The organism is Yinghuangia seranimata, from assembly GCF_029953285.1.
Lineage (GTDB): Bacteria > Actinomycetota > Actinomycetes > Streptomycetales > Streptomycetaceae > Yinghuangia > Yinghuangia seranimata.
In genome coordinates this window covers 188,502-213,726 of sequence record NZ_JASAOI010000019.1, presented here as the reverse complement: position 1 = coordinate 213,726, position 25,225 = coordinate 188,502, and the positions used below count along the sequence as shown (strand labels likewise).

General features: G+C 71.5%; 24 protein-coding genes. 11 read left to right on the top strand and 13 right to left on the bottom strand.

Annotation, left to right across the window (positions count from 1 at the left end):
• Positions 1-41: 41 nt before the first annotated feature.
• On the bottom strand, positions 42-713 hold the full coding sequence (locus QI554_RS13825; RefSeq protein WP_281469800.1) for a nucleotidyl transferase AbiEii/AbiGii toxin family protein: 672 nt from the start codon (positions 711-713) through the stop codon (positions 42-44).
• Positions 710-1,054: a transcriptional regulator gene (locus QI554_RS13820; RefSeq protein ID WP_281469798.1), complete on the bottom strand. Its 345-nt coding sequence runs from the start codon at positions 1,052-1,054 to the stop codon at positions 710-712. The genes QI554_RS13825 and QI554_RS13820 overlap by 4 nt, the downstream gene beginning before the upstream one ends.
• 95 nt (positions 1,055-1,149) lie before the next feature.
• Between QI554_RS13820 and QI554_RS13815 the strand changes: the two genes are divergently transcribed.
• The 4 genes from QI554_RS13815 to QI554_RS13800 all read left to right on the top strand — a co-directional run bounded on the left by QI554_RS13815 (position 1,150) and on the right by QI554_RS13800 (position 5,382).
• The gene (locus tag QI554_RS13815) at positions 1,150-1,944 is read left to right on the top strand and encodes a polysaccharide deacetylase family protein (protein ID WP_281469796.1); all 795 of its coding nucleotides are present in this window, start codon (positions 1,150-1,152) and stop codon (positions 1,942-1,944) included.
• Between the two features lie 233 nt (positions 1,945-2,177).
• Positions 2,178-3,536 (top strand): DUF6421 family protein, encoded by a 1,359-nt coding sequence (locus tag QI554_RS13810; RefSeq protein WP_281469793.1) that lies wholly within the window; start codon positions 2,178-2,180, stop codon positions 3,534-3,536.
• Entirely contained in the window at positions 3,533-4,309 is a 777-nt protein-coding gene (locus tag QI554_RS13805) for an SDR family NAD(P)-dependent oxidoreductase (protein ID WP_281469791.1), read from the top strand. The genes QI554_RS13810 and QI554_RS13805 overlap by 4 nt, the downstream gene beginning before the upstream one ends.
• Complete coding sequence (locus QI554_RS13800) at positions 4,294-5,382, top strand: threonine aldolase family protein (RefSeq protein ID WP_281469789.1); 1,089 nt, start codon at positions 4,294-4,296, stop codon at positions 5,380-5,382. The genes QI554_RS13805 and QI554_RS13800 overlap by 16 nt, the downstream gene beginning before the upstream one ends.
• Before the next feature lie 135 nt (positions 5,383-5,517).
• On the opposite strand, the gene QI554_RS13795 is transcribed toward QI554_RS13800, so the two are convergent.
• Positions 5,518-5,925: a PPOX class F420-dependent oxidoreductase gene (locus QI554_RS13795; RefSeq protein WP_281469787.1), complete on the bottom strand. Its 408-nt coding sequence runs from the start codon at positions 5,923-5,925 to the stop codon at positions 5,518-5,520.
• A 29-nt stretch (positions 5,926-5,954) separates the two neighbouring features.
• Between QI554_RS13795 and QI554_RS13790 the strand changes: the two genes are divergently transcribed.
• Entirely contained in the window at positions 5,955-6,347 is a 393-nt protein-coding gene (locus QI554_RS13790) for a DUF952 domain-containing protein (RefSeq protein WP_281469785.1), read from the top strand.
• A 100-nt stretch (positions 6,348-6,447) separates the two neighbouring features.
• Positions 6,448-7,407 carry a terpene synthase family protein gene (locus tag QI554_RS13785; protein ID WP_281469783.1) on the top strand — a complete coding sequence of 320 codons (960 nt, stop codon included), beginning with the start codon at positions 6,448-6,450 and terminating at the stop codon, positions 7,405-7,407.
• Between the two features lie 21 nt (positions 7,408-7,428).
• Here the strand turns inward: QI554_RS13785 and QI554_RS13780 are convergent, their stop codons facing one another.
• The 6 genes from QI554_RS13780 to QI554_RS13755 all read right to left on the bottom strand — a co-directional run bounded on the left by QI554_RS13780 (position 7,429) and on the right by QI554_RS13755 (position 15,197).
• Positions 7,429-8,736, bottom strand: a complete 1,308-nt coding sequence (locus QI554_RS13780) for an alpha/beta hydrolase (RefSeq protein ID WP_281469780.1) — start codon at positions 8,734-8,736, stop codon at positions 7,429-7,431.
• Positions 8,737-8,800: 64 nt separating this feature from the next.
• On the bottom strand, positions 8,801-11,410 hold the full coding sequence (locus QI554_RS13775) for a phosphatidylglycerol lysyltransferase domain-containing protein (protein ID WP_281469778.1): 2,610 nt from the start codon (positions 11,408-11,410) through the stop codon (positions 8,801-8,803).
• Positions 11,411-11,523: 113 nt separating this feature from the next.
• A complete protein-coding gene (locus QI554_RS13770; RefSeq protein WP_281469776.1) occupies positions 11,524-12,234 on the bottom strand; it encodes a TetR/AcrR family transcriptional regulator in 711 nt (236 codons plus the stop codon).
• 59 nt (positions 12,235-12,293) lie between these two features.
• Positions 12,294-12,791, bottom strand: a complete 498-nt coding sequence (locus tag QI554_RS13765; protein ID WP_281469774.1) for a carboxymuconolactone decarboxylase family protein — start codon at positions 12,789-12,791, stop codon at positions 12,294-12,296.
• A 108-nt stretch (positions 12,792-12,899) separates the two neighbouring features.
• Positions 12,900-13,667, bottom strand: a complete 768-nt coding sequence (locus tag QI554_RS13760; protein WP_281469772.1) for a bestrophin-like domain — start codon at positions 13,665-13,667, stop codon at positions 12,900-12,902.
• A 114-nt stretch (positions 13,668-13,781) separates the two neighbouring features.
• A complete protein-coding gene (locus QI554_RS13755; RefSeq protein ID WP_281469770.1) occupies positions 13,782-15,197 on the bottom strand; it encodes a family 2B encapsulin nanocompartment shell protein in 1,416 nt (471 codons plus the stop codon).
• Positions 15,198-15,466: 269 nt separating this feature from the next.
• Here QI554_RS13755 and QI554_RS13750 point away from each other — a divergent pair, with 269 nt between their 5' ends.
• A complete protein-coding gene (locus QI554_RS13750) occupies positions 15,467-16,180 on the top strand; it encodes a hypothetical protein (RefSeq protein ID WP_281469768.1) in 714 nt (237 codons plus the stop codon).
• Positions 16,180-16,935, top strand: coding sequence for a bestrophin-like domain (locus tag QI554_RS13745; protein WP_281469896.1), 756 nt, complete (start codon positions 16,180-16,182; stop codon positions 16,933-16,935). Before QI554_RS13750 ends, QI554_RS13745 begins: the two co-directional genes overlap by 1 nt.
• A 43-nt stretch (positions 16,936-16,978) precedes the next feature.
• On the opposite strand, the gene QI554_RS13740 is transcribed toward QI554_RS13745, so the two are convergent.
• From QI554_RS13740 to QI554_RS13730, 3 genes are all read right to left on the bottom strand, one after another.
• The gene (locus QI554_RS13740) at positions 16,979-17,692 is read right to left on the bottom strand and encodes a VIT1/CCC1 transporter family protein (protein ID WP_281469765.1); all 714 of its coding nucleotides are present in this window, start codon (positions 17,690-17,692) and stop codon (positions 16,979-16,981) included.
• A 76-nt stretch (positions 17,693-17,768) separates the two neighbouring features.
• Positions 17,769-18,710, bottom strand: a complete 942-nt coding sequence (locus tag QI554_RS13735; protein ID WP_281469763.1) for a hypothetical protein — start codon at positions 18,708-18,710, stop codon at positions 17,769-17,771.
• 61 nt (positions 18,711-18,771) lie between these two features.
• A complete protein-coding gene (locus QI554_RS13730) occupies positions 18,772-19,332 on the bottom strand; it encodes a TetR/AcrR family transcriptional regulator (protein ID WP_281469761.1) in 561 nt (186 codons plus the stop codon).
• A 47-nt stretch (positions 19,333-19,379) separates the two neighbouring features.
• Here QI554_RS13730 and QI554_RS13725 point away from each other — a divergent pair, with 47 nt between their 5' ends.
• Genes QI554_RS13725 through QI554_RS13715 form a run of 3 tightly spaced genes read left to right on the top strand, consistent with a single transcriptional unit; the run spans position 19,380 to position 23,250 of the window.
• Complete coding sequence (locus tag QI554_RS13725) at positions 19,380-19,904, top strand: GNAT family N-acetyltransferase (protein ID WP_281469759.1); 525 nt, start codon at positions 19,380-19,382, stop codon at positions 19,902-19,904.
• Positions 19,905-19,937: 33 nt separating this feature from the next.
• A complete protein-coding gene (locus tag QI554_RS13720; RefSeq protein WP_281469757.1) occupies positions 19,938-20,276 on the top strand; it encodes a trypco2 family protein in 339 nt (112 codons plus the stop codon).
• Positions 20,266-23,250, top strand: a complete 2,985-nt coding sequence (locus QI554_RS13715) for an NACHT domain-containing protein (protein ID WP_281469756.1) — start codon at positions 20,266-20,268, stop codon at positions 23,248-23,250. The genes QI554_RS13720 and QI554_RS13715 overlap by 11 nt, the downstream gene beginning before the upstream one ends.
• Here the strand turns inward: QI554_RS13715 and QI554_RS13710 are convergent.
• Positions 23,240-25,174, bottom strand: coding sequence for a flavin-containing monooxygenase (locus QI554_RS13710; RefSeq protein ID WP_281469754.1), 1,935 nt, complete (start codon positions 25,172-25,174; stop codon positions 23,240-23,242). The two genes, QI554_RS13715 and QI554_RS13710, sit on opposite strands and share 11 nt — an antisense overlap.
• Positions 25,175-25,225 lie beyond the last annotated feature (51 nt).

The following is a 25,225-nucleotide window of genomic DNA, read 5'->3' as shown; positions in this document are numbered from 1 at the left end:
CGACGACACCGGGGTGGCCTGCGAAGCGGGCCGCCCCCGACTCAGTCGGTGTACTCCTCGGAGTCGCGGATCAGGCGGCGGTCGATGTCGTCGGCCCAGCGCTGGGCCCAGGCGCGGATCTCGGCGATGTCGCCCTCGACGAGCCCGTACGCCTCGAACTCGGAGTCGTCGATCCACTCGGCGCCGGCCAGCCGGGCGCGCAGTGACGCGAGGTCGTACTCGCCGAAGACGTGCTGCTCCGCCAGCGTCTCGAGACCGGTGAACGACCAGACGTCGGCCGCCGCGTGGACGTCGATGAAGTCGCGGGCCACGCCTCGGCCGCCGAGTGCGCGGACCTTGGCCGCGACGATGTCGTCGAGCGACAACGCGAGACCGAGTTCCGTGGCCGCGGGCGGTCGGGTGAAGACGTCCTTGAGGATGTCCACTTCGCACGTCTGCCCGGTCACCGGCTCGGTCACCATGAACCGCACCGCCAGCGGCGCGACCTGCAGCTCGCGTACCGACCAGCCGCGTTGCTCGAGGCCCTTGCGGAGCAGTGTCGCGATGTCGTGCGTGTCGGTCGCCGTCGTGGTGGCGAAGTCCAGGTCCCGGCTCGGGCGGTCGACGAGGCCGTGTGCTTTGACGGCGTAGCCGCCGGCGATGACGAGCGGGAACTCGACACCGATCTCGAGGACGTCCAGCAGGAGCCGGCGGTGTAATTCGGGCAGGTTCACGCAGCGGTCCGGGTCCGAGTGTCCAGGTCGGCGAAGGCGTGCTCCCAGACGTCGACGATCGCCGGTCGGATCAGGGTGCGCAGGATCGGCCAGAGTGCCAGCAGCGTGGCCTTGTCGAGGTACTGGCACAGGTCGGCGGCCTGTCCCTCGGCCAGCACGATCCGGTAGTAGCTCATCCGCAGCCGGGGGTTCGCCAGGTCGAAGCGGTCGAGGCCCGACCACACGATGTGCTGGGGGAGCGCGACGACGCCGTCCGTCGGCCCGCACAGGTCGTCAAGCGAGTCGGGGAGCCGCTGCGCGTATCCCTCGCGAAGCAGCGTCGCGTAGTCCATCTCCGGCATGCGTCCAGTATTCAGTAATCGCCACCGTCCGCTACACCCGCAAGAGTGGGTGTGTCCGGCGCACGGGCGCACTCGGGGGCGCATAGCGTGCGGGCATGAGTGTCGATCGGCGGAGTCTGCTCAAGGGGGCGGCCGCGGCCGCCGCGGGGATCGTGGTGGCCGGGTGCGACGGGGGAGAGGACGCGTCCAAGGCCACGCCGCCGTCGCACCCGGCGGGGGCCGCCGCGCCGACTCCCGCGTCCCCCGCGCCCTCGTCGGAGGTGACCGCCGCGAAGCCGGCCCCGCCCGCGCTGCCCGACGAGGTCGGAAAGGCGAGCGGCGCACGCCCTGAGGTGGCCCTCACGTTCCACGGCCAGGGCACCCCCGACCAGGTCGAACGCCTGCTCGGGCTGGTCGAGCGCGCGCACGGGCAGGTGACGGTGCTCGCGGTCGGCGGCTGGCTCGCGCAGTACCCCACGCTCGCCGGGCGGGTGCTCGCCGGCGGGCACGAGCTCGGGAACCACAGCGAGAACCACCTCGACATGCCCGCGATGGACGCGGCGACGGCGTACCGCGAGATCGCCCAGTGCGCCGAGCGGCTGAAGGCGCTGACCGGCTCGCAGGGGCGCTGGTTCCGGCCGTCGCAGACGCAGTACGCGAACGCCGTCATCAAGGCCCAGGCCGCCAAGGCGGGCTATCCGACCTGCCTGTCGTACAGCCTGGACTCGCTCGACCACACCGACCCGGGGGCCGCCGCCGTCACCCGCAACGTGCTGGACCGGGTCCGGGCCGGCGACGTCGTGAGCATGCACTGCGGGCACGAGGGCACGATCGCCGCGCTGCCCGCCGTGCTGGACGGGCTGCGGGCCAAGGGCCTCACACCGGTCACGGCGTCGGCGCTGTTCGCCTAGTCGCGCCGCGTCAACGAAGCGTCAACGGGTAGTCGCAGAACGTCCACATCAGGACACCCGCACCGCGCTCCAGCCCGGCGCGGTGGTGGAGGTGCGCGCGCGGATGGGCCATCTCACAGGAAGAATCCTCGTTTGGATCACTTGATGCCGAAGAATTTTCATATTTATGATGTCTTAACGAGAATCTCCCGTGATCCGTGAGACCCACGCGATCCCGACACAAGTGAGGGGCCATGGCCACCAGCACCCCCGTCCGTGCCGCCACCGCGGCGCCGACGGCCGCGCACCCCGCGTGGCCGCGCCTCAAGGCGGCCGTCGCCGAGCTCCGGCCGATGCAGTCCGCCGACGGCTCGATCGACGCCACCGCCCACGACCACGACCGGGCCCGCGAGCTCGTCGCCGAGATCACCGCCGCCGTCGGCGAGCTGGCCGACGTCCTCCCGCACGACGCCGACTACCTCCAGGCGGTCGTGCGCGACTTCGGCCGCTGGGTGGACGCCGGCTTCGGCGTCCCCGACTTCCTCGACGCGCTGCTCGCGTTCCGGCCCGAGCGGGCCCGCCGCGACGGCCTCGAGCACCTCGTCGTGTTCCCCATGTACACGCAGAACGGCAACCCCGGCCGCAACGTCGAGGCCGTGCTGATCCGCGTCGTGTGGCCGGAGTGGCTCGCCGAGCTGGAGGCCACGCGCTACGACAACGCGATGTTCGTCCCCATCGCCTTCACCGACTTCACCGAGGGCTACGACACCGACTCCGCGGTGCTCTTCCCCGAGACGGTCGCCGTCCGCGAGGTCCCGCGCTTCACGTGGGGCGGCATCTTCTGCGACCGCGAGGCCGCCCGCTTCCGCAAGGTCACCGAGGCCGCCGCCGACAGCCTCGGCCTCGACCTGCCGGAGCACGCCCGCGAGCTGCTCGCCAGCCAGGAGCTGACGCAGGACGCGTTCGTGCTGTGGGACCTGATCCACGACCGCACGCACAGCCGCGGCCACCTGCCGTTCGACCCCTTCATGATCAAGCAGCGGATGCCGTACTGGATGTACGCGCTCGAGGAGCTGCGCTGCGACCTGACCGCGTTCCGCGAGGCCGTCGAGCTGGAGAAGCAGGGCGTCCCGGCGGCGCGCGGCGTGCAGTTCGCGGTACTCGCCGACCGGCTGTTCCGCTTCCCGGTCACCGGCGGCCGGGTGCGCAACTACGACGGTCTCGGCGGCCAGCTGCTGTTCGCCTACCTGCACAAGGCCGGCGTCCTGGAGTGGCACGACGGCCGCCTCACGATCGACTGGGCCCGGGTCCCGGACGCGGTCATAGCCCTCGGCGACGAGGTCGACGAGCTGTACCGGCAGGGCGTGGACCGCTCGCGGGTCGCGCACTGGCTGGCCGCGTACGCGCTGGTGACCTCGTACGTCCCGGCGAACCCCGGCTCCACCTGGGCCAAGGGCCCCGACGCCCTGCCGCTCGACGGCCCGCCCAAGGGCCTGGTCGACGCGGTGCTGCCCGACGAGTTCCCGCTCAGCATGTTCTACGAAGGCCTGCGCCGCAGGCTCGCCGACGTGATCGCCTCGACCAAGGGGATCGTGGGAGGTTCCGCAGCATGACCCCTGAGAACCACCGGCCGCTGCCCGAAGGCTCCGTCATCGCCGTCGCCGGCGCGGGCGGGCCGGCCGGGCAGGCGGTCGTCGCACGGCTGGCCGCCGCCGGCGCGCTCGTCGAGGCCGCCGACGCCGACCAGGCACGCCTGGACGCCTCCGTCGCGCTCGCCCCGGGCGGCCGCGCCACGGGCACCCGCGTCGACCTGACCGACCCCGCCGCGACCCGGGCCTGGGCCGAGGACGTCGAACGGCGGCACGGCCGCGTCGACGGCCTCGTGCACCTGGTCGGCGGCTGGCGCGGCGGCAAGGTGTTCGCCGACAACACCGCCGAGGACTGGGACTTCCTGCACAAGCTGCTGGTGCGCACCGTGCAGAGCACGTCGCTGGCGTTCCACGACGCGCTCGCCCGGTCGCCGCACGGCCGCTTCGTGCTCGTCTCGGCGACCGCCGCCGCCAAGCCCACCGCGGGCAACGCCGGCTACGCCGCGGCGAAGTCCGCCGCCGAGGCGTGGACGCTCGCGATGGCCGACTCGTTCCGCAAGCTCCGCAAGGAGGCCGCCGAGGCCGCCGAGGCCGACGCGGAGACCCCGCCGCAGGACGGGCCCGCCGCCGCGATCCTCGTGGTCAAGGCCCTCGTGTGGCCTGCGCTGCGCGAGGAGCGCCCCGAAGCGAAGTTCCCCGGCTACACCGACGTGGCCGACCTGGCCGAAGAGATCACCGCCCTGTGGGGCATGCCGACCGACGACGTGAACGGACACCGCCTGTGCCTGACGCAGTGACCCCCGCCGAGACCTCCGCGACCGCGGCGGCCCGCCGCCACGACCCGGACGTCCGCGGCTTCGCGAGCGACAACTACGCGGGCGTGCACCCCGAGGTGCTCGCCGCGATAGCCCTGGCGAACAACGGACACCAGGTCTCCTACGGCGAGGACGTCTACACCGAGCACCTCCAGGAGGTCTTCCAGGCGCACTTCGGCCCGCGCGCCCAGGCCTTCCCGGTGTTCAACGGCACCGGCGCGAACGTCGTCGCCCTGCAGGCGGTCACCGAGCGCTGGGAGGCGGTGATCTGCGCCGAGACCGCGCACATCCACGTCGACGAGTGCGGCGCCCCGGAGAAGATGGGCGGCCTCAAGCTGCTCACCGTGCCGACCGAGGCCGGCAAGCTCACCCCTGAGCTGATCGACCGTCAGGCCTGGGGTTGGGGCGACCAGCACCGCTCGCAGCCGCGCGTCGTGTCGATCGCCGAGAGCACCGAACTGGGCACCGTCTACACCGCCGACGAGCTCGCCGAGATCTGCCGGCACGCCCACGACCACGGCATGCTCGTGCACCTCGACGGCTCGCGGCTGGCCAACGCGGCGGCCTCGCTGGGCGTCCCGATGCGGGCGCTCTCGACGGACGTCGGCGTCGACATCATGTCGTTCGGCGGGACGAAGAACGGCCTGATGTTCGGCGAGGCCGTCGTCGTCCTCAACCCGGACGTCGTGCGCGGCGTCGAGTACGTGCGCAAGATGTCGATGCAGCTCGGCTCGAAGATGCGCTTCATGTCCGTGCAGTTCGAGGCGCTGCTCGCCGGCGACCTGTGGCTGCGCAACGCCTCGCACGCCAATGCGATGGCCGCGCGGCTGTCCGCCGCCGTCGCCGACATCCCCGGCGTCGAACTGACGCGCCCCGCGCAGTCCAACGCGGTCTTCGCGATCCTGCCGCGCGAGGCGACGGAGCGGCTCCAGAAGCGCTTCCGCTTCTACACGTGGAACGAGGGCACCGGCGAGGTCCGCTGGATGACGTCGTTCGACACCACCGAGGCGGACATCGACACCTTCGCCGCGGCGGTCCGCGAGGAACTCGCCTGACCCGCTGAGGGAGACGTGGGGGCGTAGGTGGGCGGGGGCACGGGGCCCGCCCACCTCGCCCTCACTCCGTATGTATTCCTTATGTATGAGGCGTTCGAGGGCGTTACGCCCTCGGCCCTCCGGTCGGCCAGGGGCTCAGCCCGTCGGTGTGAGCTCCAGGCCGATCGTGCCGGAGCGGCCGCGCCGGATCACGCTCGCCTGCACGGTGAGCCAGCCCGTCAGGCCGTACTTCTTCTTGATGAGGCTGCGCGCCCGCTCGGTGCGCTCGGGGTCGTCCAGCACCCGTCCGGTGCCGGCGACGCCGGGGCCCAGCGGGGCGCCCTTGAACGTGCACTCGGCCAGCTCGACCCTCGGGTCGTTGCGCAGCCGCCGCACCTTGGCGGTGGTCGTCACCGTCCACACCACCAGCGCGTCGCCGTCCCGCGCCACCCACACGGGCGTGGGGACCGGACTGCCGTCTTTGCGGTAGGTGGTCAGGAGCAGGTACTTCGCCTCGCCGAGCCGCGCCAACACGCGCTCGGCCTCCGCCGGGTCCAAAGCCATGCCGGAACCATACGCCGTAGGCTCGGCGCATGGACCCTGCGCCGATCTACAAGCTGCTCCCGACCCGGGAGTGGGAATCCGCCGAATCCACCGGCCTGTTCACCGGCTCCGCGGTCGACCGGCGCGACGGGTTCATCCACTTCTCGACGGCGGCGCAGCTCGAGGAGACCGCCCGCCGCCACTTCGCCGGGCGGACCGGCCTGACCCTCCTCGCCGTCGGGACGGGCGACCTGGACGCGTTGAAGTGGGAGCCGTCCCGGGGCGGCGACCTGTTCCCGCACCTGTACGGCGACCTCGCGACGACGGCCGTCGCCTGGGCCGCCGAACTGTCCGACGAACTCCTCACGTCCGACGCGGAGGACCCGGGCGAAGCCTGCGCCCGGGCCGTGGCCGCTGCGCTGCGCGAGGCCGACGGGCACTGACCGTTACTCCACTCGGTGGGGCCTGCCCCGTCAGGGGTTTGGGCCCGCCGGCGGTGTGGCAGGGCATGCGCATGATCAGTTGCCGCGTGCCCAGGTGGTGGTGACCGTGCCCCGGGGCGACATCGACATGCTCATCGCAGAGGCCGTCGCGCACGCCGACCTGCGCTGCCCGCGGCTGCCCGCGCATCCGGACGGGGAGACCGTGGCCATCGAGGCCCGGGTCTGGGCCCAGCGGACCGGGTTGTCCGCGGCGGCGGAGGGCGGCGTCGTGGACCGGCGGCGGCCTGTGGGGCCGGTGGCCGAGGCGATGCGGGACGCGCCGATCGGGGCGCTGCGGATCGCGGGGTTGTACGCGACGTGGCTCGAAGTGCTCAACGAGCGCGCGCTGGTCGTCGGGTGGGACCTGGGGTACGCCGCGTCGCTGGTGACCATCCTCCGGGAGGGCTACACCACCGGGGCCGACGCGCTGCACTTCGCCTTGACGGACCTCTACGAGCGCATCACGGCCGGCGGGGGAGCGGCCGTGCTTCCCGACCTGGCCGACGCGTTGGAGCGGTACTGCGCCGCGGCGCGCCGCGACCGGGACCTCATGTCGGCCGAACTGCCGCCCTCGTTGCCGGAGTTCCTGGACAACCGGGTGGACCGCACGCCGGTGCCCATGTTCACGGCGCTGCACCGCCTCGACCCCGCGTTGGGCGCGCTCGGCGGCCCGCCCGCCGAGGGGATCGCGCCGCTCACCGAGCTCGCGGGGCTGCTGACGGCCGTCGACGAGGACCTGACCGGCTACCGCCAGGCCGTCGAGGCCGGCACGCGGCTCACGCTGATCCCGGTGCTGATGCGCGAGTACGGGCATTCGGTGCCGACCGCGTTCCAGAGCGGCATGGTGCTGTTCGGCGCCTGGAAGACGCAGTTGGACCACGGCGTGCGGGCGGTCTCGGCGCTGCCCGACGTCTCGTCGGCGACGCGGCGCCAGGCACAGGCCGCGGTCGACTGGGTCGGCGCGCTGCACCGGTACCACGCCGCGCAGGCGCGGACGACGCTCGCGGTCCCGCTCGGCTGACGGCGCCCGCGCCTCCGGGGCTCAGGGCCCGACCAGCCCGGTCTGCCGCGCCAGCCACGCCAGGTTGTTCGCGAGGCCGGGCCGCCAGACCTGCCACGAGTGCCCGCCGGGCAGCTCCTCGTACTGGACGTCCATTCCGGCCGCCTTGGCGCCGGCGAACGCGTTGCGCTGCTGCGGGCCGAACTCGTCGTCGCCGCTGCCGACCACGAAGATCCCGGACACCTGCGGGTACCTGGTGGCCTTGAGGACGTCGAGCGGGTTGACCCGTGCGAACGCGGCCGCGTCGCCGCCGAACGCCTTGTCGACGGTCTCCTTCCGACTGCCGAGCGACGGTTCGTCCTGCCCCGAGATGTCGACGAAGCTGTGGAACAGGTCGGGCTTGCGCACCGCCATCTGGAGCGAGCAGGTGCCGCCGTGCGACAGCCCCGCGACGGCCCAGCCGCGCGGCGCGGGCGAGACCTTGAGGTTGGCGTTGATCCAGGCGGGCACGTCGCGGGTCAGGTAGGTCTCGGAGTTGCCGAGCTTGGAGTCGAGGCACAGCGGGTTGTCGAACGGCCCGCCGAGGTCGTCCGGCATGACGACGATCGGCGCGAGCCCGCCGTGCTTGGCGGCATAGCCGTCCATCATGTCGACGACCTGTCCGGCGTCGATCCAGTCGCGCGGCTCGCCCGGCTGCCCGGCGAGCAGGATCAGGACGGGTACCTGCGCGCGGGGCGTCGCCAGGTACGCGGGCGGCAGGTAGACCCATCCGTTCTGGGCCTTGAATTTGGAGACGGTGCCCGGGATGGAGACCTCGGAGACCGTGCCGTTCTTGGGCATGCCCGGTGGCGGCTGCCAGACCTGGCTGAGCCAGCCCTCCGGCGGCGCGGCGACGGTCTGCCGGTCGACGCCGCGCGCCTTGTCGAAGTCGTCGGACCTGCCGAGCCACGGGCCGAGCGCGGCGCGCAGCGTGGGGTACTCCTGGTAGAAGGCGTTGACCTGGCTCGCGCTGATGGCGACGACGAGCAGCGCCCCGAGGACGGCGGCGCCGCGCAGGCGCCAGGTGAGCGACTTCATGCGGGCGGCGGCCAGCCCGACGCCGAAGGCCGCGACCGCGGTCCACTTGAGGACGTCGCGGGGGAGCGGGTCGGGGAACGGCTTCCACCAGTCGTCGACGATGACGCCGACGAACAGGGCGACGGTGATCGCCACGAGCGCGATGACCGGGACCCAGACCAGCCACCAGCGGCGGTCGCGGCGGGCGAGCAGCGCCACGATGGCGGCGCAGCCGAAGATCTGGAGGAGGACCGGAACCGGGCCGTCGTACAGCCGCCAGTCGAGCGGGTTCATGCGCTCCTCTCCTGTCGCCCGGCGACGGGCGGGCCGCAGGGCTGAACGTGTCCGATCGCCGCCATCAGCCCACCAGCCGGCGGCTGAGCCGCAGCATCTGCGCGGGCGAGGTGTGCGGCAGGTACGCGCGGCCGATCGCGTTGGCGATGGAGGGCAGCGCGGTGGCGTCCGGGTAGGTCATGTACAGCGGCTGGTACTGCGGCTGGAACTTGGCCTTGAACGCCAGCAACGACCGGAACCCGTACACCGGTTCGAGCGCGCGTCCCGCGACGTCCAGTACGCCCTGCAGCATTTCGGGCTGCCCACCGCGGTCGATGCGGGCCAGCGGCGCGCCGGACAGGCTGAGGAACTCGGCGCCCTCCTCCTTGAAGCCGAGCGCCGCCGACGCGATCAGGAACTCCATGATCCCCTTGAAGTCGGTGTCGCCGCGGCGCATGAAGTCGAGCGTCCAGCCGACCGGCTCGCCGTCCCGGTAGCTCGGCATCCAGCTGGTGACGCCGTGCACGCGCTCGTCGCCGTCCACCGCGACCAGGCAGCGCACGTGGGGGTCGTCGAGTTCGTCGAGGCCGCCGAGCGTGAAGCCCATCTCGGGCAGCCCCTTGTCGGCGACCCACTCCTCCGAGATCTCGCGGACCTGCTTCTGGACGCCGAGCGGCGCGTCGGGGAACACCCACCACTGCGCGGTCAGCCCGGCCTTGCCCGCCTTGTTGAGGGCGGTGCGCACGTCCTGCCACTTCTTGCCCTTGAACTCCAGGTCGGGCAGCGGCACCACGGTGTCCTCGGCGACCTGGAGGCTGCGCCAGCCGAGCGCCTCGCCGGCCTCACGGCCGTTCTCGGTGACGCTGTAGAAGCACGGGGTCCAGCCCTGCCGGTCGCAGAAGGCCGCGAACCCGCCCACCGCGTCCGCGCGTTCGTCGGCCTTGCCGAACGGGTCGCCGGTGGTGACCGCGACGTTCGAGATCACCCGGTACGCGACGGCGGTCTTCCCGTCGGTGGCCAGCCAGTAGGTGTTGCCCGGCCACGTCGTCATGTACGACAGCGTCGAACCGCCGTACCGGGTCAGGATGTCGCGCGCCTTGTTCGCCGCGCCCGACTTGTCGTGCTCGATGGCCCGCCACAGCATGAACCACAGTCCGCCGATCGTGACCAGCCAGAACACCGGCCCGGCCAACTCGAACAGCAGCTTCGCGGTGCCCCCCTCGGGGACGAAGTCGCCCTGCGGGACGTCGAACAGCAGCAGGTAGATCGGCGGCACGAGCCGCTTGGGGAAGTCCTGCGCCACCTGGTCGAACGTCGGCACCGGCGCGAACTCGCCGCGGACCTGGTAGGCGGACCCGATGTAGATCGCGCCGAGCACCACGAACGCCCCGACCACGACCGTCAGCAGCTTCCACGCCGTCCACTTCGGGGTCCGCAGCGCGAAGTACCGGCGGGTGACCAGGAGGATCAGCAGCACCACGACCGGCACGGCCGCGACGAGGACCGAGTAGCGCAGCACCACGCCGCGCAGCGAGTCGTCCGTGGTCGACGCGTCGACGTCGATCACGTGGAGCGTCACCTGCGTGTACCGGATGGTGACGACCGTGATGCCGATCTCCAGCACCACCGCCGACCACCACGCCATGCGCCGCCCGCGGCGCAGTCCGCCCGCGACGACCACCAGCAGGATCGACACCACGTAGAGCAGCACCACCGAGGGGCTGTTCGCCACAAAGTCCTCGACGCGGACCGCGACGCAGTCGCTGCTGGTCGGGCTCACGCCCTCGCACGCGGTGGCGATGTCCTCCCGGGAGGGCCCCTCACCGACGAACAGGTCCGCGTACAGGGACAGCGGCCCGAACGGCTTGGTGATCCGCGCGATGGCCGGCCCGAACGCGGACGAGGCGACCAGCAGGGCGACGAGGACGCGCGTCTCGGCGTGCGACGGCGGCGTCTTCAGGCGTCTGCCGCCCGCGCGCCGCCAGAGCGCCTCGCCGGCCACCAGGCCGACCAGGCCGCCGAAGAGCCGCAGGATGTCCTGCGTGCCGCCGCCGTACAACGCGAACAGGATGAGCGCGACGAGGCCGAGCAGCCGCCAGCGGCGCCGCCACAGGGTCGACAGGTACGCGGTCAGCGCGAGGCCGACGCCCGCGACTCCCGTGGCGCAGCCGAGCGCGAGCTCGCCCGGGTCGTTGTAGAGGCCCTCCAGCCAGTCCTCGCCGAGCGCGGAGCCGATCGCGACGGCCGCCGAGCCGAGCAGCGAGCCGAGCACCTGGCAGGCCACCAGCAGCCCAAGGGTCCTGCGCCGGCCGAACATGCGTTCCGCGGGGACCAGGACGGCCAGCACCAGTAAGGACGCGCCGATCAGCGGTCCGAGGTGCGCGTGCCACAGTGCCGACGACAGCGGCGACCACCAGTGGCCCTCGGCCAGGGGCGCGGGCCCCGCGCCCACTTGGTCCCGCAGCGCGCGGTCCGGGCCCCCGCCGACGCTGCCGGTGCCGATCGCGACGCCCCAGATCACCGCGATCGTGACGAGGGTGAGCGGGGCCCGCCTCGCGTGCCCCAGGAAACGGCCGACGCGTTCGCCGACCTGGCGCAGCCGGGACGGCGCGACGGGCGCCACCGGGGCGTCGGGCGTGGCGGGCGGGCCGGTCCCGGCCTCCCCGCCCTTGTCCGCCGCGCGCTCCGTCGTCACGACGTACCGCCTCCTCAGCCGCGTCCGCCCCGCCGAGATGCCGCAAAAGCGACATATAGGGCAGGTCGAGCCTAGGTGAGGAGGTGGCCCCCGGCATGCGTGGACGCCCCGTGCTACGCCGTTCGGTTGACGGCGTACGCCGCGAGGAACACGTCGATCCCGGACGTGACGAAGCGCGCCACGGTGTCCGCGGGCAGCTCCAGGTCGGGCTGGAAGGTGCGGAGCAGCTGCGGAACGCCGACGGTCAGCGCGGTGAGCTGCTGCGCCGCCAAGTCGACGTCGTCGATCGCCAACAGTCCGCGCTCGACCAGGCGTTCGAAGGTGACGACCATCTCCTTGTTGAACCACGCCGGCCCGATGCGCAGCCACAGGTGGCCCAGCTGCGGGAAGCGGTCCACCTCGCCGATCACCAGGCGGCGCAGCCGCATCACCTCGTCGCTGGTGACCGCCGTGGTCATCACCATGCCCAGGCGCAGGAAGTCGCCGCGCAGGTCCTCGGTGTCGCGCAGTTCGACGGCCGGCTCCACGAGGGGCTCGAACGCGTCGGGCAGCGTGCCCGCGACGACCGCGAGGAAGAGTCGCTCCTTGTTGCCGAAGTGGTTGTAAATGGTCGGCTTGGAGACGCCCGCGCGCGTCGCGATCGCGTCGACCGACGCGGCGGTGTAGCCCTCCTCGAGGAACACCGCGAGCGCGGCGCGGATGATCGCGTCGCGCTTGCGCTGCGAGCTGCTGCCCGGGTCGGCGAGCACCGGGATGCCGAACTCGTCGACCGCCTCGTGCCCGCCGCCGGCCGACGGGGTGCTGCCGCGTGCTGCTGGGGACATGGCCCCCAGCATAAACTAAACCGTGTGGTGTTGTTCACCCCGTGGGCGTCGGAGCCGGTTCAGCTCCTCATCACGAGCTCGCCGTCGGCGTACGTGAGACTGCACGCCTGGTCGAGGCCCAGCACCTGCATGAACCGCCCCATCGCCAGGTACTTGCCGAGCACCAGCGTCAGGTCCACCACGCCCTCCGGGCCGAGGAAGCCGACCAGCCGTTCGAGCAGCTCGTCCTCGATGCCGGCCGAGTCGGTCGCGAACCGCGTCGCGTACTCCAGCGCGGTCTTCTCCTCGGCCGAGAACAGCGGGCTGTCGGCGTACTCGCCGACCGCCGCCAGGTCCTCCTCGGTGACGCCCCAGTCGGCGTTGCGCCAGTTGAGGCACACCGTGCACGCGTTGATCTGGGCGATCCGCATCCGCACCAGCTCGTGCAGCCGGCGGTCCAACGGGCTCTTGGCCACCGCCGTCTCGTACGCCACCACCAGCTCCTTGAAGTGCGGCGCCAGGTCCAGCGCGCGGAACACCTCCAGGCCCTCGTCCTCGGGGATCTCGATCCTCGCCATGCCCGCCCCTCTCAGCTTCTCCGCCGTGCCGCTCCGGCACCCCGGGCGGTCGGCCCGGGGTGCCGGTCGGCGCTGTGCTCCTGCCTGGGCAGGCTAGGTGACGGATCGTCAGGTCACCAGCCTCGGTGGTGGGAGCCGGTTCAGGAACACCTCGAACGCGGTCGGCTCGACCTTCGTGATGCCCGTGAACGGGAAGTCCATCTCCTTGATCACAATCAACGACACCACCACCAGACCGGTCAGCATCAGCACCATCAACGTGTGCGACAACGTGTTGGACAGGCCGAACAGGAAGGTGAACCCCACGGTCAGGACCGCGCCCGAGATGAGCGCGATCCACAGCAGTGTCGGCACCTCCTCGTCGACCTGGTTGAGCCGCGAGCGGCGCGCCGACGCCATGTTCTCCAGGTGCGTCACGGCGCTCTGGTAGAGCACCTGTTCGCGCGTGCTGCCGGGCGTGAACGACATCACCCCCTGGCGCATCTGGTACACCAGCTGCGTCGCGCCCGGCGAGCTCTTGTGCTTGGCCATCAGCGGCCACTCCTGGTGCATGACCGTCTCCGCGTACTCGAGCGTCCTGTGCTCGAGCTCCGCGCCGAGCGGCAGCGGCAGTTCGCGCGACACCCAGTACAGGCCCGCGAGTTCGTCCGCCTCCTTGAAGGTGCTCTGGCGCGCCGCGTCGTGGTTCTCCCACACCGCGATCACGACGAAGGCGAGCAGCACGGCGTACAGCACGCCGACCGCGGCGAAGATGAACCCCGCGACGTCGTTGTGCCGTTCGCGCAGCGGGTGGGGGACGAAACGTTGCACCACGTAGATGCAGGCGGTGACGCCGAGCAGCGCCCCGACCAGGATGAAGACATCCGACCAGCTCATGACGGCCCCTTGGTGTGCGTGTCTCGGACGGGGTCGGAAAGACGGCCGCGCCGACGAGGGCGCGGCGGGACGCGGCCCGGCACGACGGCCGGGCCGCATCCGGTCATGCCGTGGTCAGTCGCGCGGCCGCGCGATCTCGACGTTCTCCAGGACGCCGAGCGCGTCCGGCACGAGCACCGCCGCCGAGTAGTAGGCGCTCACCAGGTAGGAGATCACCGCCTTCTCGTTGATCCCCATGAACCGCACCGACAGGCTCGGCTCGACCTCGTCGGGCAGACCCGTCTGCTGCAGGCCGATCACCCCCTGGTTGTGCTCGCCCAGGCGCATCGCCAGGATCGAGGACGTGTGCCCGTCCGTGATCGGGATCTTGTTGCACGGCAGCACCGGAACGCCCCGCCACGCCGGCACCCGGCTGCCCTGCAGCTCCACGGTCTCGGGGTACAGGCCGAGCCGGTTGCACTCCCGGCCGAACGCCGCGATGGTGCGCGGATGCGCCAGGAGCAGCGAGGTGTCGCGGCGCCGGGCCAGCAGCTCGTCCAGGTCGTCCGGGGTCGGCGGACCGTGGTGGGTGTGGATCCGCTGCTCGTGGTCCGCGTTGTGCAGCAGCCCGAACTCCGGGTTGTTGACCAGCTCGTGCTCCTGCCGCTCGCGCAGCGCCTCGATGGTGAGCTTGAGCTGCTGCTCGATCTGGTTCATCGGCTGGTTGTAGAGGTCCGCGACCCTGCTGTGCACGCGCAGCACGGTCTGCGCGACGCTCAGCTCGTACTCGCGCGGCGACAGCTCGTAGTCCACGAACGTGCCGGGCAGGTCGATCTCGCCCTCGTGGCCCGCCGCCATCTCGATCGCGGCCTCGCCGTGGTTGTTCGTCGACTGCTGCGCGCTGGCCAGGAACTGCGCGACCTGCACCAGCAGTTCGGGGGAGCGGTCGATCAGGTCCTGGAACGCCTGGCGCGGCATCACCATGAGCGTGCCGGACGTCGCGGCCATCGCCGTGTACCCCCAGGCGGCGTCCTCCTCGACCAGCGCCTCGTCGCCGAAGTGGTCGCCGTCCGCGAGGACGCCGAGCACCGTCTGGTCACCGTACTTGCCGTCCCCCAGTTTGTTGATCTTGCCGTGCGCCACCAGGTACACCTGGTCGGCCGGCCGTCCGACCTCGGTCAGCAGCTCGCCCTGCGCGAACTCCCGCTGCGTGAACCGCTCCGCGAGCGCGGCGAGCACGCCCTCGTCGGAGAAGCCGCGCAGCAGCGGGAGTTCGCACAGCGTGGGCGGCACGACCTGCACCCGGTCCGCGGTCTGCGCGAAGCTGACCCGGCCGCGGCCGACGGAGTACGTGAGGCGCCGGTTGACGCGGTACGTACCGCCGTTGACCTGGACCCACGGGAGCATCCGCAGCAGCCAGCGCGAGCTGATGCCCTGCATCTGAGGCGCGGACTTGGTCGTCGTCGCCAGATTCCGCGCCGCGGCGGTGCCAAGGCTCTGCTGCGGATCGGTGCCGTCCGCCTCGATGTCGAATCCCGCTTCGACCGTCATTGGTCATGCCTCCCCTGATGCCGGGACCCGTTGATCCGGGCCTGCGCCAACCATCCTGGGTGCCGGAAAAGTGCTGATCAATGACACGAAAGTGTGGGGTTCGAACCGGCGGAAACCGACAACATCGCGCGTATGTGCGAAGGAACTCCACGAAATCCATGGAGATTTGTCGAGGACGGAAAGGCCGGATCTGCCGCGGGAATTACCCGAACGGGCTATCTTGTCGCGAATCCCTCACAGCGTGTGCGGGATGTGCCCACGCTGATCACATGCTCCTGAAGTACGCACGCCCCGCTCGGCCGCGCATCCGGATCGGCGCGGTCCCGCTCGCGGCCTGCGCGTTGGCCCTTGCCGTTCCGCCGGCGGCTGCCGTGCATGCCCCCGCCGCGACGCCTGCGGTTTCGGTGCCGGGGGCCGCGGTGCTCGCCGGCTCGTCCTGCGGCATGACCGAACTGCTGTCCCGCGTCCTGTTCTTCGTCCCCGATCTGCTCGGCCGGCACTGCCCGTGCGCGTGCGCGCGGCCCGCGGCGGAGGTGATGCCCGCGCCTGGCGTCACCGTCATCCAGCAGGAGAGCACGTCCGGCGGCGGGCCGGTCAACCAGGACAACACCGTGAACATCGGCGGCAGTCCACCAGCCCCGCCCGCGCCGCCGCCCCCAACCCCCGTACCGGACAGGCCGGTTCCCAGCCGTACGCCCCCGCCGCGCGCGCTGCCCGCCGCGCAGGCGCCCGACCTGCCGCCGCTCGTCGAGCCCGAGCCGTCCGAGACCCCCGCCACCAGCCCCGCGCCGACGCCTCCGATGCCGGCCGTGCCGCGCATGCCCGCCACGGCCGCCAAGGCCGAGGAGCCCGACGACGACTCCGGCGGCTGGGACCTGATCACCTGGCTGGGCGGCGCCCTGGTGCTCGCCATCGTCCCCGCGGCACTCGCCGCCGTCGGTCACGGTGCCAACAGCCGTGGCGGCCCCGGGAGGCCCTCGTGATGATCATGCTGATGTGGATCCTGTGCGCCGTGCTCGGCGCCGGTGTCGCGGTCGCCGCGGCGATGCTGCTCGGGCGCAGCGAGCGGAGCCGGGAAGGCTCGTTCAACCCTCAGGCGCTCACCTTCGCGGGCGGCGTGGTGCTGTCCTCGTTCATCCTGATCACGGGCTTCCTCATCGTCGGCGCCTGGCAGTTGCAGTCGCTGGCCCGCTCGCACGCGCACGAGGAGGCGCGCGTGCTGGCCAAGGCGTACGCCCGCGCCGGCGACCTCGCGCCGCCCGACCGCGAGGAGATCCGCGCCCGCATCACGCAGTACACGCACACCGTCGTCGACATCGAGTGGCCCGACCTCGCCCACCACCACGCGTCCTCCGCGGCGTGGCGGCAACTCGACGGAGTCCAGGCGGCGTTGGGCGCGGTGCCCGAGGACCGGCGGGGCTCGGCGTACGACGCCACCTCGGCCGCCGTCGACGACGTCTACGTGAAGAGGTACGCCCGCCTGGCGGACCTCGACGCCGTCTCGCCGCGCGTGCTGCTGGCGGCCATGATCACCGCCGGGATCCTCGTGGTCGTCTACCCGTGCCTCGTCGGCATGACGGCCAACCCGCGCAACGTGGCGCTGCTCGCCTTCGCGGGCGCCATCGTCGGCTTCGGGATCCTGCTGGTGTTCCAGCTGCGCGACCCGTTCACGGCGCCGCTGAACGTCGGGCCGTCGGCGTTCCGGGACGCGCTGGAGCGGTACTCACAGCTGAAGTAACGGCGTGCGGAGCGGCGTCGCCGGGCATCCCCACGGCCGCCGCTCAGACGCCGCCGGACACGTGCAGCAGCGTGCCGGTCGCGTACGTGACGGCCATCGCCAGACCGCCGCCGACCACGTTGCGCAGCACGGACACGCGCGGCTCGGACCCGCCGAGCCGCGCGCTGGCCCACCCGCACAGCGTCAGCGCCAGCAGCACCGCCACGACCGTCACACCGATGCGCCACGACGACGGCGGCAGCAGGATCGCCGCCAGCGGCAGCACCGCACCCACCGCGAACGCGCCGAAGCTCGCGAACGCGGCGTGCCACGGATTCGTCAGCTCCTCCGGGTCGAGCCGCAGCTCGGTCTCCGCGTGCGCGGCCAGCGCGTCGTGCGCGGTCAGCTCCACCGCGACCTGCCGAGCCAGTTCGGGGGACAGGCCCTTGGCGCGGTACGCGTCGGTCAGCTCGGTCAGCTCCGCCGCCGGGTCGTCGGCCAGCTCGCGGGCCTCCCGGCGCAGCGCGGCGCGCTCGGCGTCCCGCTGCGTGCTGACCGACACGTACTCGCCCGCCGCCATCGACAACGCGCCCGCCATCAGCCCCGCCAGGCCCGCGGTGAGGATCTCCGCCCGCGACCCCTGGGCGCCCGCGACGCCGAGCACGATGCCGGCCGTCGACACGACACCGTCGTTCGCGCCGAGCACCGCGGCGCGCAGCCAGTTCAACCGCGACGCGAGGCCCTCGTCGCCGTTGGGGACCAGGTCCTTGACCACCACGGTCTTACTGGAACACGGAACCCGGCGGCCCACCAGTCGGCCGCGCGCCGCCGGGACCGCCTTTTCGCGGCGCCGGTCAGCCCCACATCTGGGCGTTCACGTGGTCGACGGCGACCAGGTAGAGGTCGTCCCACATCTGCTTCGTGCCGGCGTCGCCCGCGTCGCGGCCGTCGCTGCGCGCGATCTCGATCACGATCATGTAGTGGCCGGTGGTCGACGTGCCGACCCAGGTGCGGGACTGGTTGGAGAACTTCACGCCGGACCCGGGCGGCGGCGGGATGAAGGCGACGTAGTCCCCGTTGGACTGCCCCGCGGACAGGCGGTTCCCGATCGACACCACGTCGGCCTTGGTCGACAGCGAGACCACCGACAGGGCGCCCACATAGGTGTGCGTGGGCTCGGTCCACAGCGAGCGCACGACGCCGACGCAGTTGTCGGTGAACATTCGGCGCAGACCGTCCTCGGCGGCGGTGCAGGGCCGCTCGTCCTGGGCGAGCTGTACGTACGGGCGCTTCTGGATGCTGAAGTCGCCGAGGTCGTCCGGGAACCACTCCTTGGCGGTGAACGGCCGGTGGTCGTCCGCCGCGCGGTCCCAGTCGTTCGACGTCGGCGAGGCCGAGGGCGAGGCCGACGGCGCGCCGCCGCCCGGCGCCGTCCCGCGGCCCGTCGGACCGGGCGGCAGGCCGGACCCGCCCGGGAACGACGGGAAGGTCGGCATCCCGATCGACGGCATCGTGAAGGTCGGCATCGGCAGCGACGGCGCCCCGCCCGGGTCCTTGAACGCGACCGGCTTGCCGTCCTTCCCGCCGGACGTGGTCACCAGCACCACGATCAGCACGACGGCCAGCACCGCGGCGACCCCGACGGCGATCCACGGGCCGCGCGGCGGGCCGGGCGGGGGCGGGCCGTAGGGCGGCCCGCCGTACGGCTGCTGGTAGGGCCCCGGGGCGCCGGGCGGCGCGAAGGGCGGCGGAGGCGGCGGCTGCCGGTTGTTGCGCGGGTCCTGGTCCCCATACATGCGGCAGACCGTATGCCCTCTCCGGGGTCTGCCGCACGACACCGCTCTGAGCTGGGCTTTTTCAGGCCTCGGGCAGTACCGCGTCAAGGAATTCCGACCAGGCCTGATTCACCCGGCTGAGTGAATTGTCATCGGCCAGCAGGTCCAGCAGGAGGCCGCGCAGCGTCCCGAGCGCGAGCGTCGCGGAGACCCCGGTGCCCTCCAGGACCGGTCCGAGCACCGGCATCCACTCGGTGACCGAACCGGCCGCGAACCCGCGCCACGGGCCCTCGCCGGACGCGCCCGCGGAACGGACGTACCCCTCGTAGAACAGCCGCAGCATCGTGCGGTGCCCGGGGTCGGCGCACCAGCCCCACAGCAGCTCCAGCGTGGCGCGCGGCCCGTCGCCCTCCCGCGCGGCCCGCTCGATCAACGCGAGCTGCTCGGCCCGCCCCGCGGCCAGCACCTCGCGGACGAGGCCCTCCTTGGAGCCGAACAGGTAGAGCAGCACGCGCGGACTCGACCCGATCGCGGCGGACAGCGGGCGGAGCGACAGGTCCGACAGGTTGTTCTCGGCGGCGTACGCGAGCGTGGCGGCGAGGAGTTCGCGCCGCCGCGGTGAGTCTTCCCTCGGCTCCGGCATCGGGCTATCCTCCACTGAAACGAGTGTTTCAGTGGAGGATAGCCGCTATGGACACCTCGCCCCGACCCGCCCCCTCGTCCCTCCGTGAGGCGACCCGCCCGGGAGACCTGGGCGCGGTCGTCGCCCTCCACGGCGTGCTGTACACCGACGAGTACGGCATGGACGGCACGATGGAGGCCCTCGCCGCCCAGCAGATCGCCGAACTCGTCCTCACCTGGCATTCGGAGGGTACCTACGACGCCGGCAAGATGTGGGTCGCCGAACTCGACGGACGCGTCGTCGGCGCCGTCGCAATGGTCCGCGGCGACGCACCCGACGGCTGGGGCCGGCTGCGCTGGGTCATCCTGCACCCCGACGCGCGTGGGCGCGGCATCGGACGGGCGCTGTTCGAACGCGCGATGACCGAGGCCCGTGACCGCGGATACGCGGGCGTCTACCTGTGGACGATCGCCGGACTCGACGCCGCCCACCACCTGTACAAGTCCGCCGGATTCCGCGTCACCCACTCCGAGCCGACCCGGACGTGGGGCATCGACGCGATCGAGCAGCGGATGGAGCTGCCGTTCGCCTAACCTCGATCCGGGGCCACGGATCGGGGGACGGGCATGGACACCGAAGGCATCGACAGCGTCGAACTCGCGGACGCGGTACAGGCCGTCCGCGACGGCCTGCTCGCGGCAGCGGCACGCGGAGCAGGCCAGGCCATGGGCTTCGAGGTCGGCCCGATCCGGATGTCCTTCACGGTCGAGATCCGCCGCGAGAAGACCGGCAAGGGCGGTGCCCAGGCCTGGGTCGTGTCGGGCGAGCGGGGGACGACGAAGACCGAAGGCTTCGTCCAGCAGATCGAATTCACCCTGACACCACGGGATCTGACGACCGGTGACGGCTACCTGATCGCCGCCGACGAACCGGCCGACACCTCGGAGTTCTTCGGTGGCAAGTGAGCACCCGGTCAAGGAACGGGTCGCGCTGGTACTGGGCACGCAATACCAGGCAAGCGGGTACCTGCTGACGAAACGGCTGGTGCTGACCACTGCGCACGCGATCGACGACATCGGCCCGATGCGGGTCGCGGTCCCGGGCGGCACCCGCGAAGTGCCGTGCCAGGCGGTGTGGCTCAATACGACGGTCACAAGCGACGCGGCGCTGCTCCTCGCCGACCAAGACTTGGTCGGGCCGGATGCGCCGTGGGACGAACGCCCCGTCCCGTTCGGCCGCATGGGTGGAATCCGGAAGCCGCCCACTGCCGAGTGCATCGGATTTCCGCTGGTCGCCCGCCACGGGCGTCGACCGGACACCGAGCAGTTCGTCGGCGTCCTCAAGACCGGATCGCACATGGTCGCCGGTATGTACATCCTCGACGGGAAGCACGCGCCGCCACGCTGGGGCCGGGGCAGGCAACGGGCCTGGCGGGGCATGTCCGGGGCACCGGTGTTCGTGCACGGCCGGCTCGTCGGCCTGGCCGTGAGCGTTCCCGACAACTGGGGCGAGGCGCGCTTCGGTATCGCGCCGATGCACGTGATCGCCGCGGACGAGGGCTTTCGGGAGGCGTACGAGCGGTACACCGGACGCGGTCCCAGGCTCCAGGACGTCCAATCCGGCGCCGATCACCTCGACTTCGAGGAGCTGTACGCGGAGAGCATCGTCCAGCGGTACGGCAGGCTCACGGTCTTCGGCATCGATCTGAGTCGCGCCGAGACCGGGACGTGGCCTCTGGAGACCGCCTACCTGAGCCTCGACGTGGTCCCGGGCGGCCGGTACGGCTCAGGTTCGTCCGACCTCCTGGGCGCGCTCATGGAGGAACTGCGCAGGCGCGGATTCGACCAGCCGCAGCGCGTCGAAGACGCTCTCGCACCGCACAGCCGGGTCGTCATCCGCGGCGTCGCGGGCTCGGGCAAGACCACGCTCGTGCAGTGGCTCGCGACCACCGCCGCGCGCGAGGAATTCACCGGTCCGCTGGACACCTTGAACGGTTTCGTCCCGTTCGTGCTCCCGCTGCGCACCCTCGCCCGCCGCAATCCGGAGGCCCTCCCCACGCCCGCCGAATTCCTGCACGCGACCGGGCACCCGCGCGCGGGATCGATGCCGCCCGGCTGGATCGACGACGTCCTCGCCGCCGGGCGCGGCCTGCTTCTGATCGACGGCCTCGACGAGGTCCCCCAGTCCTACCGCGACCGCACCCGCGACTGGTTGGACGACCTGCTCGCGGCCTTTCCGGGGACCCGCTGTGTACTCACCGCGCGGCCGTCGGCGCTGCCCGACGGATGGCTGGCCGGTGCCGAGTTCGTGGAACTGGCCCTCGCACCCATGGGCAAGGAGGACGTCCGCGTCTTCGTCCAGCGCTGGCACGAGGCCGCACGCCACACCTGCCGAGACGACGAAGAGGCCGCGGAACTGCGCGACTTCGAGGCGACGCTCATGGCCGGCATCACGGCCATGAGCGACCTCCGGCGGCTGGTCACCAACCCCCTCATGTGCGCCCTCGTATGCGCCCTCAACCGTGACCGTCAGGCACACCTGCCGCATGGCCGACGTGCACTGTACGACGCCGCGCTCCAGATGCTCCTCGTCCGGCGCGACGAACAGCAGGGCATCCGCGCCACCGAGGGCGTCGAACTCACCCACTCCGACCAGGTCGCGATACTCCAGCGGCTGGCCTACTGGCTGATCCGCAACGACCGGTCGGAGGCGGACCAAGCGACGCTGCGCCGGATGATCCGCGAATCGCTCGCGGTGCTGCCATCGCTGCGGCGCGCGGGCGAGGATGCCGAACTCCTCGACAAGGTGCTCCGCCACCTGCTGGGCCGCAGCGGCCTGCTGCGCGAGCCGAGCGTCGGCACCGTGGACTTCGTGCACCGCACCTTCCAGGACTATCTGGGAGCGAAGGCGGTGCTGGACGAGGAGGACATCGGCCAACTGGTGAAGCACGCGCACGACGACCTGTGGGAGGACGTCGTGCGCATGGCGGTCGCGCAAGGGCGCCCCAAAGAGGTCCGCGACATCCTCCGCGGCCTGGTTGGGCGCGGGGACCAAGAGGACGACTACGCCGTACGCCTGCACCTGCTGGCGCTCGCCTGCCTCGGAGACGCGGCGCAGGTCGACCCGGAGACGATGCAACTCGTCAGCGACCGAAGCGCCCAGCACCTGCCCCCGCGTGACAACGACACGATCGAGCGCCTGGTCGCGGCCGGACCGATGGTGCTGAACCAGCTGCCGTCCCATCCCTCCCTGGCACCGGAACTCGCCGAGCGTGAAGTGCGGGTTGCCGGGCGGATCGGCGGTGACACGGCGCTGCCGATCCTGGCGACCTATGCGACGCACCCTGATCTGAAAGTGCGCACGGCCGTCAACGCGCAATGGCCGCAGTTCGAACCCCGCCCCTTCGCGGACCAGGTCGTCGTGCAACTGATCGGGGTGGGTCACCCCGTGGCGGCATTCGTACCCGCCCACCTTGACGAGCTGCGTCGGCTAAAGCAGAACGAGCGTGTGACCGTGAGCTGGGCGGCGGATGCGAACGAGATCGCGGGCAGGTTTGATCTGCGCCATCTGCGCAATGTCGCCTTGGACAGGCCCCGGGCGGATGTGCTCGCCGCCTTCGTCGGGGCAAGGGTGCTTTCGCAGATCGTGATCGCCGAGCCGCCTCCGGACTTGGACCTGTCCCCGCTTGTCGGCGAGGCCGTTTCGCATCTGACGCTGATTGGGTTTGGGCGTGAGCAGAGTGCCTCGTGCGAACGCTTGTGGTCGGACGCTCCCGTGTTGGCCGGTATCAGCGGTCTTACACTGAGGGGAATGCACCCCACGACTCTGGCCCCGATCTCGGCGGTCTTTCCTGATCTGGTCCGCCTGCGCATAGACGCCCCGCCGTCGATCCCGGGCCAGGAGGTCTTCGCTCCCGGCGTCATCGAGTTCATCGAATGACGAAGTCCTCGCGATCCGGGCGCTTCGTCCACTCCCAGTAGTCCACCAGCCGCCACGGACTCACCAGGTGGATGTCGCCCTTCTCGTTCTTGAACCATGAGTGCGTGATGGTCTCGTGCGACCACACCAGGTTCTTGATCTCCGCCTGCTGCCGCGCGTGGTAGGCCTCGGCGACCTCCGGCTTCGGCTCCATCGACCGCACGCCGTCCCGGATCAGCGTGTCGACGCACCCGCCGATGTACCGCATTTGGCATTCGGAGTGGAAGATCAGACTCCCGCCGTGCGCCAGGTTCGTCCCCGGGCCGTACATGCAGAAGAAGTTCGGGAAGTTGGGCATGGTGATGCCCAGATAAGCCGTCGGCTCGTCGCCCATCTGGTCGGCCAGCACGACCCCGTCCCGTCCCACGATGTGCATCGGGAAGAAATAGCGGTTGGCCTGGAACCCCGTCGCGTACACGATGACGTCGACCTCGTGCCGCTCACCCGAGACCGTGACGACGGCGTCCTTCTCGATCCGGGCGATGCCCTCCCGCACCAGCTCCACGTTGTCGCGCTTGAGCGCCCGCAGCCAACTCCCGTTGTCCTGAAGGGTCCGCTTACCCGTCGCCGGATAGTCGGGCAGCACCTTCGCCAGCAGTTCCGAGTCGTCGCCCACCTGGCTGGTGATCCAGTCGGTGAAGATCTGCCGTGTGAAGTCGTTCCGTTCGCTGATCGAGCGGTCCTGGTGCGGCCAGGACGGGTCGATGCGCGCACTCATCAGGGCGCCGTCGCTGCCGGGCCAGAAGATCAGGAACCGGTACCAGCGTCCGTAGAACGGCAGGTGCCGCATCGCCCACCGCACGCCGGGGCCGACGGCCGCGTGGTAGTTCGGGTTCGGGAACATCCACTGCGCCGTGCGCTGGAACACCGTCAGGTGCGCGACGTCCGGCGCGATCGTCGGGGCTATCTGGAAGCCGGACGCGCCCGCGCCGATCATCGCGACGCGCTTGCCGCGGTAGTCGACGCCGTGGTCCCACTGGGCCGAGTGGAAGGCCGGGCCCTCGAAGTCGCCGACGCCAGGGATGTCCGGCAGCTTGGGGCGGTTGAGCAGGCCGACGGCGGAGATGACCGCCCGCGCGACCAACGTCTCCTCGGCCCCGTCCGGGCCCCGGACCGTCACGTGCCAGGTCGCCGTCGTCTCGTGCCACACCGCCGACACGACCTCGGTCCCGAACCGGACGTGGGGCGTCACGCCGTGGCGGTTCATCACGCCGTCGAAGTACCGCTGGAGTTCAGGCTGTTGCGCGAAGAACTCGCTCCAGTGGTCACTCGGCTCGAACGAGTAGCAGTAGAAGTGGTTGCCGACGTCCACCCGGCAGCCGGGATAGGAGTTCTCCCACCAGGTGCCGCCCACCCCGGGGTTCTTCTCGATGACGGTGAACGGGATGCCGGCCTCCTTGAGCCGTATCCCGGCGAGCAGCCCGGACTGCCCGCAGCCGATGACCACGACGGGGAAGGCCTCGCGTGCCGCGGCGTCGGCGCGTACCTCGACCCGTCGGGCGTCGACGCCGTCGAGCTCCATCTCCTCGAGGATCATCGGGACGTACTCCTCGGGCACGTCCTCGCACGCGACCCAGCTCATCATCTCGCGTACGAGCTCGGGCGACGGCGGAGGCGGCAGGACGCACCCGCCGTCCCGGTAGGCCTTGATCGCCTCCAGCGCAAGGCGCCGCGCCTCGGCCTTCTCCTCCTCGGGCAGGAAGCCCTGCACCTCGTTGAGGACGAGCATGCGTGGCTTGATCGCCCCGCGGATGTACGACGGGTCCCCTGTCATGTGGACGAGCGAGAGCAGCAGCGCCGGAACGCTGACGTCCTCGAGCGCGGCCGCGATCGCCGCGTCGTCATCGGTGATGGGCAGGCCCGCGTGCGGGTTGGAAAGGCTCATGTGCGGACGGCTCCGAGCTTCCAGGCGGAACGACGAATGATGCGGTCACAT

Coding starts and splice junctions, on each gene's coding strand:
- QI554_RS13820 (WP_281469798.1), bottom strand. CDS start 1,054: ATGCCGGAGATGGACTACGCGACGCTGCTTCGCGAGGGATACGCGCAG.
- QI554_RS13815 (WP_281469796.1), top strand. CDS start 1,150: ATGAGTGTCGATCGGCGGAGTCTGCTCAAGGGGGCGGCCGCGGCCGCC.
- QI554_RS13810 (WP_281469793.1), top strand. CDS start 2,178: ATGGCCACCAGCACCCCCGTCCGTGCCGCCACCGCGGCGCCGACGGCC.
- QI554_RS13805 (WP_281469791.1), top strand. CDS start 3,533: ATGACCCCTGAGAACCACCGGCCGCTGCCCGAAGGCTCCGTCATCGCC.
- QI554_RS13795 (WP_281469787.1), bottom strand. CDS start 5,925: ATGGCTTTGGACCCGGCGGAGGCCGAGCGCGTGTTGGCGCGGCTCGGC.
- QI554_RS13790 (WP_281469785.1), top strand. CDS start 5,955: ATGGACCCTGCGCCGATCTACAAGCTGCTCCCGACCCGGGAGTGGGAA.
- QI554_RS13780 (WP_281469780.1), bottom strand. CDS start 8,736: ATGAACCCGCTCGACTGGCGGCTGTACGACGGCCCGGTTCCGGTCCTC.
- QI554_RS13770 (WP_281469776.1), bottom strand. CDS start 12,234: ATGTCCCCAGCAGCACGCGGCAGCACCCCGTCGGCCGGCGGCGGGCAC.
- QI554_RS13765 (WP_281469774.1), bottom strand. CDS start 12,791: ATGGCGAGGATCGAGATCCCCGAGGACGAGGGCCTGGAGGTGTTCCGC.
- QI554_RS13760 (WP_281469772.1), bottom strand. CDS start 13,667: ATGAGCTGGTCGGATGTCTTCATCCTGGTCGGGGCGCTGCTCGGCGTC.
- QI554_RS13755 (WP_281469770.1), bottom strand. CDS start 15,197: ATGACGGTCGAAGCGGGATTCGACATCGAGGCGGACGGCACCGATCCG.
- QI554_RS13750 (WP_281469768.1), top strand. CDS start 15,467: ATGCTCCTGAAGTACGCACGCCCCGCTCGGCCGCGCATCCGGATCGGC.
- QI554_RS13745 (WP_281469896.1), top strand. CDS start 16,180: ATGATCATGCTGATGTGGATCCTGTGCGCCGTGCTCGGCGCCGGTGTC.
- QI554_RS13735 (WP_281469763.1), bottom strand. CDS start 18,710: ATGTATGGGGACCAGGACCCGCGCAACAACCGGCAGCCGCCGCCTCCG.
- QI554_RS13730 (WP_281469761.1), bottom strand. CDS start 19,332: ATGCCGGAGCCGAGGGAAGACTCACCGCGGCGGCGCGAACTCCTCGCC.
- QI554_RS13725 (WP_281469759.1), top strand. CDS start 19,380: ATGGACACCTCGCCCCGACCCGCCCCCTCGTCCCTCCGTGAGGCGACC.
- QI554_RS13720 (WP_281469757.1), top strand. CDS start 19,938: ATGGACACCGAAGGCATCGACAGCGTCGAACTCGCGGACGCGGTACAG.
- QI554_RS13710 (WP_281469754.1), bottom strand. CDS start 25,174: ATGAGCCTTTCCAACCCGCACGCGGGCCTGCCCATCACCGATGACGAC.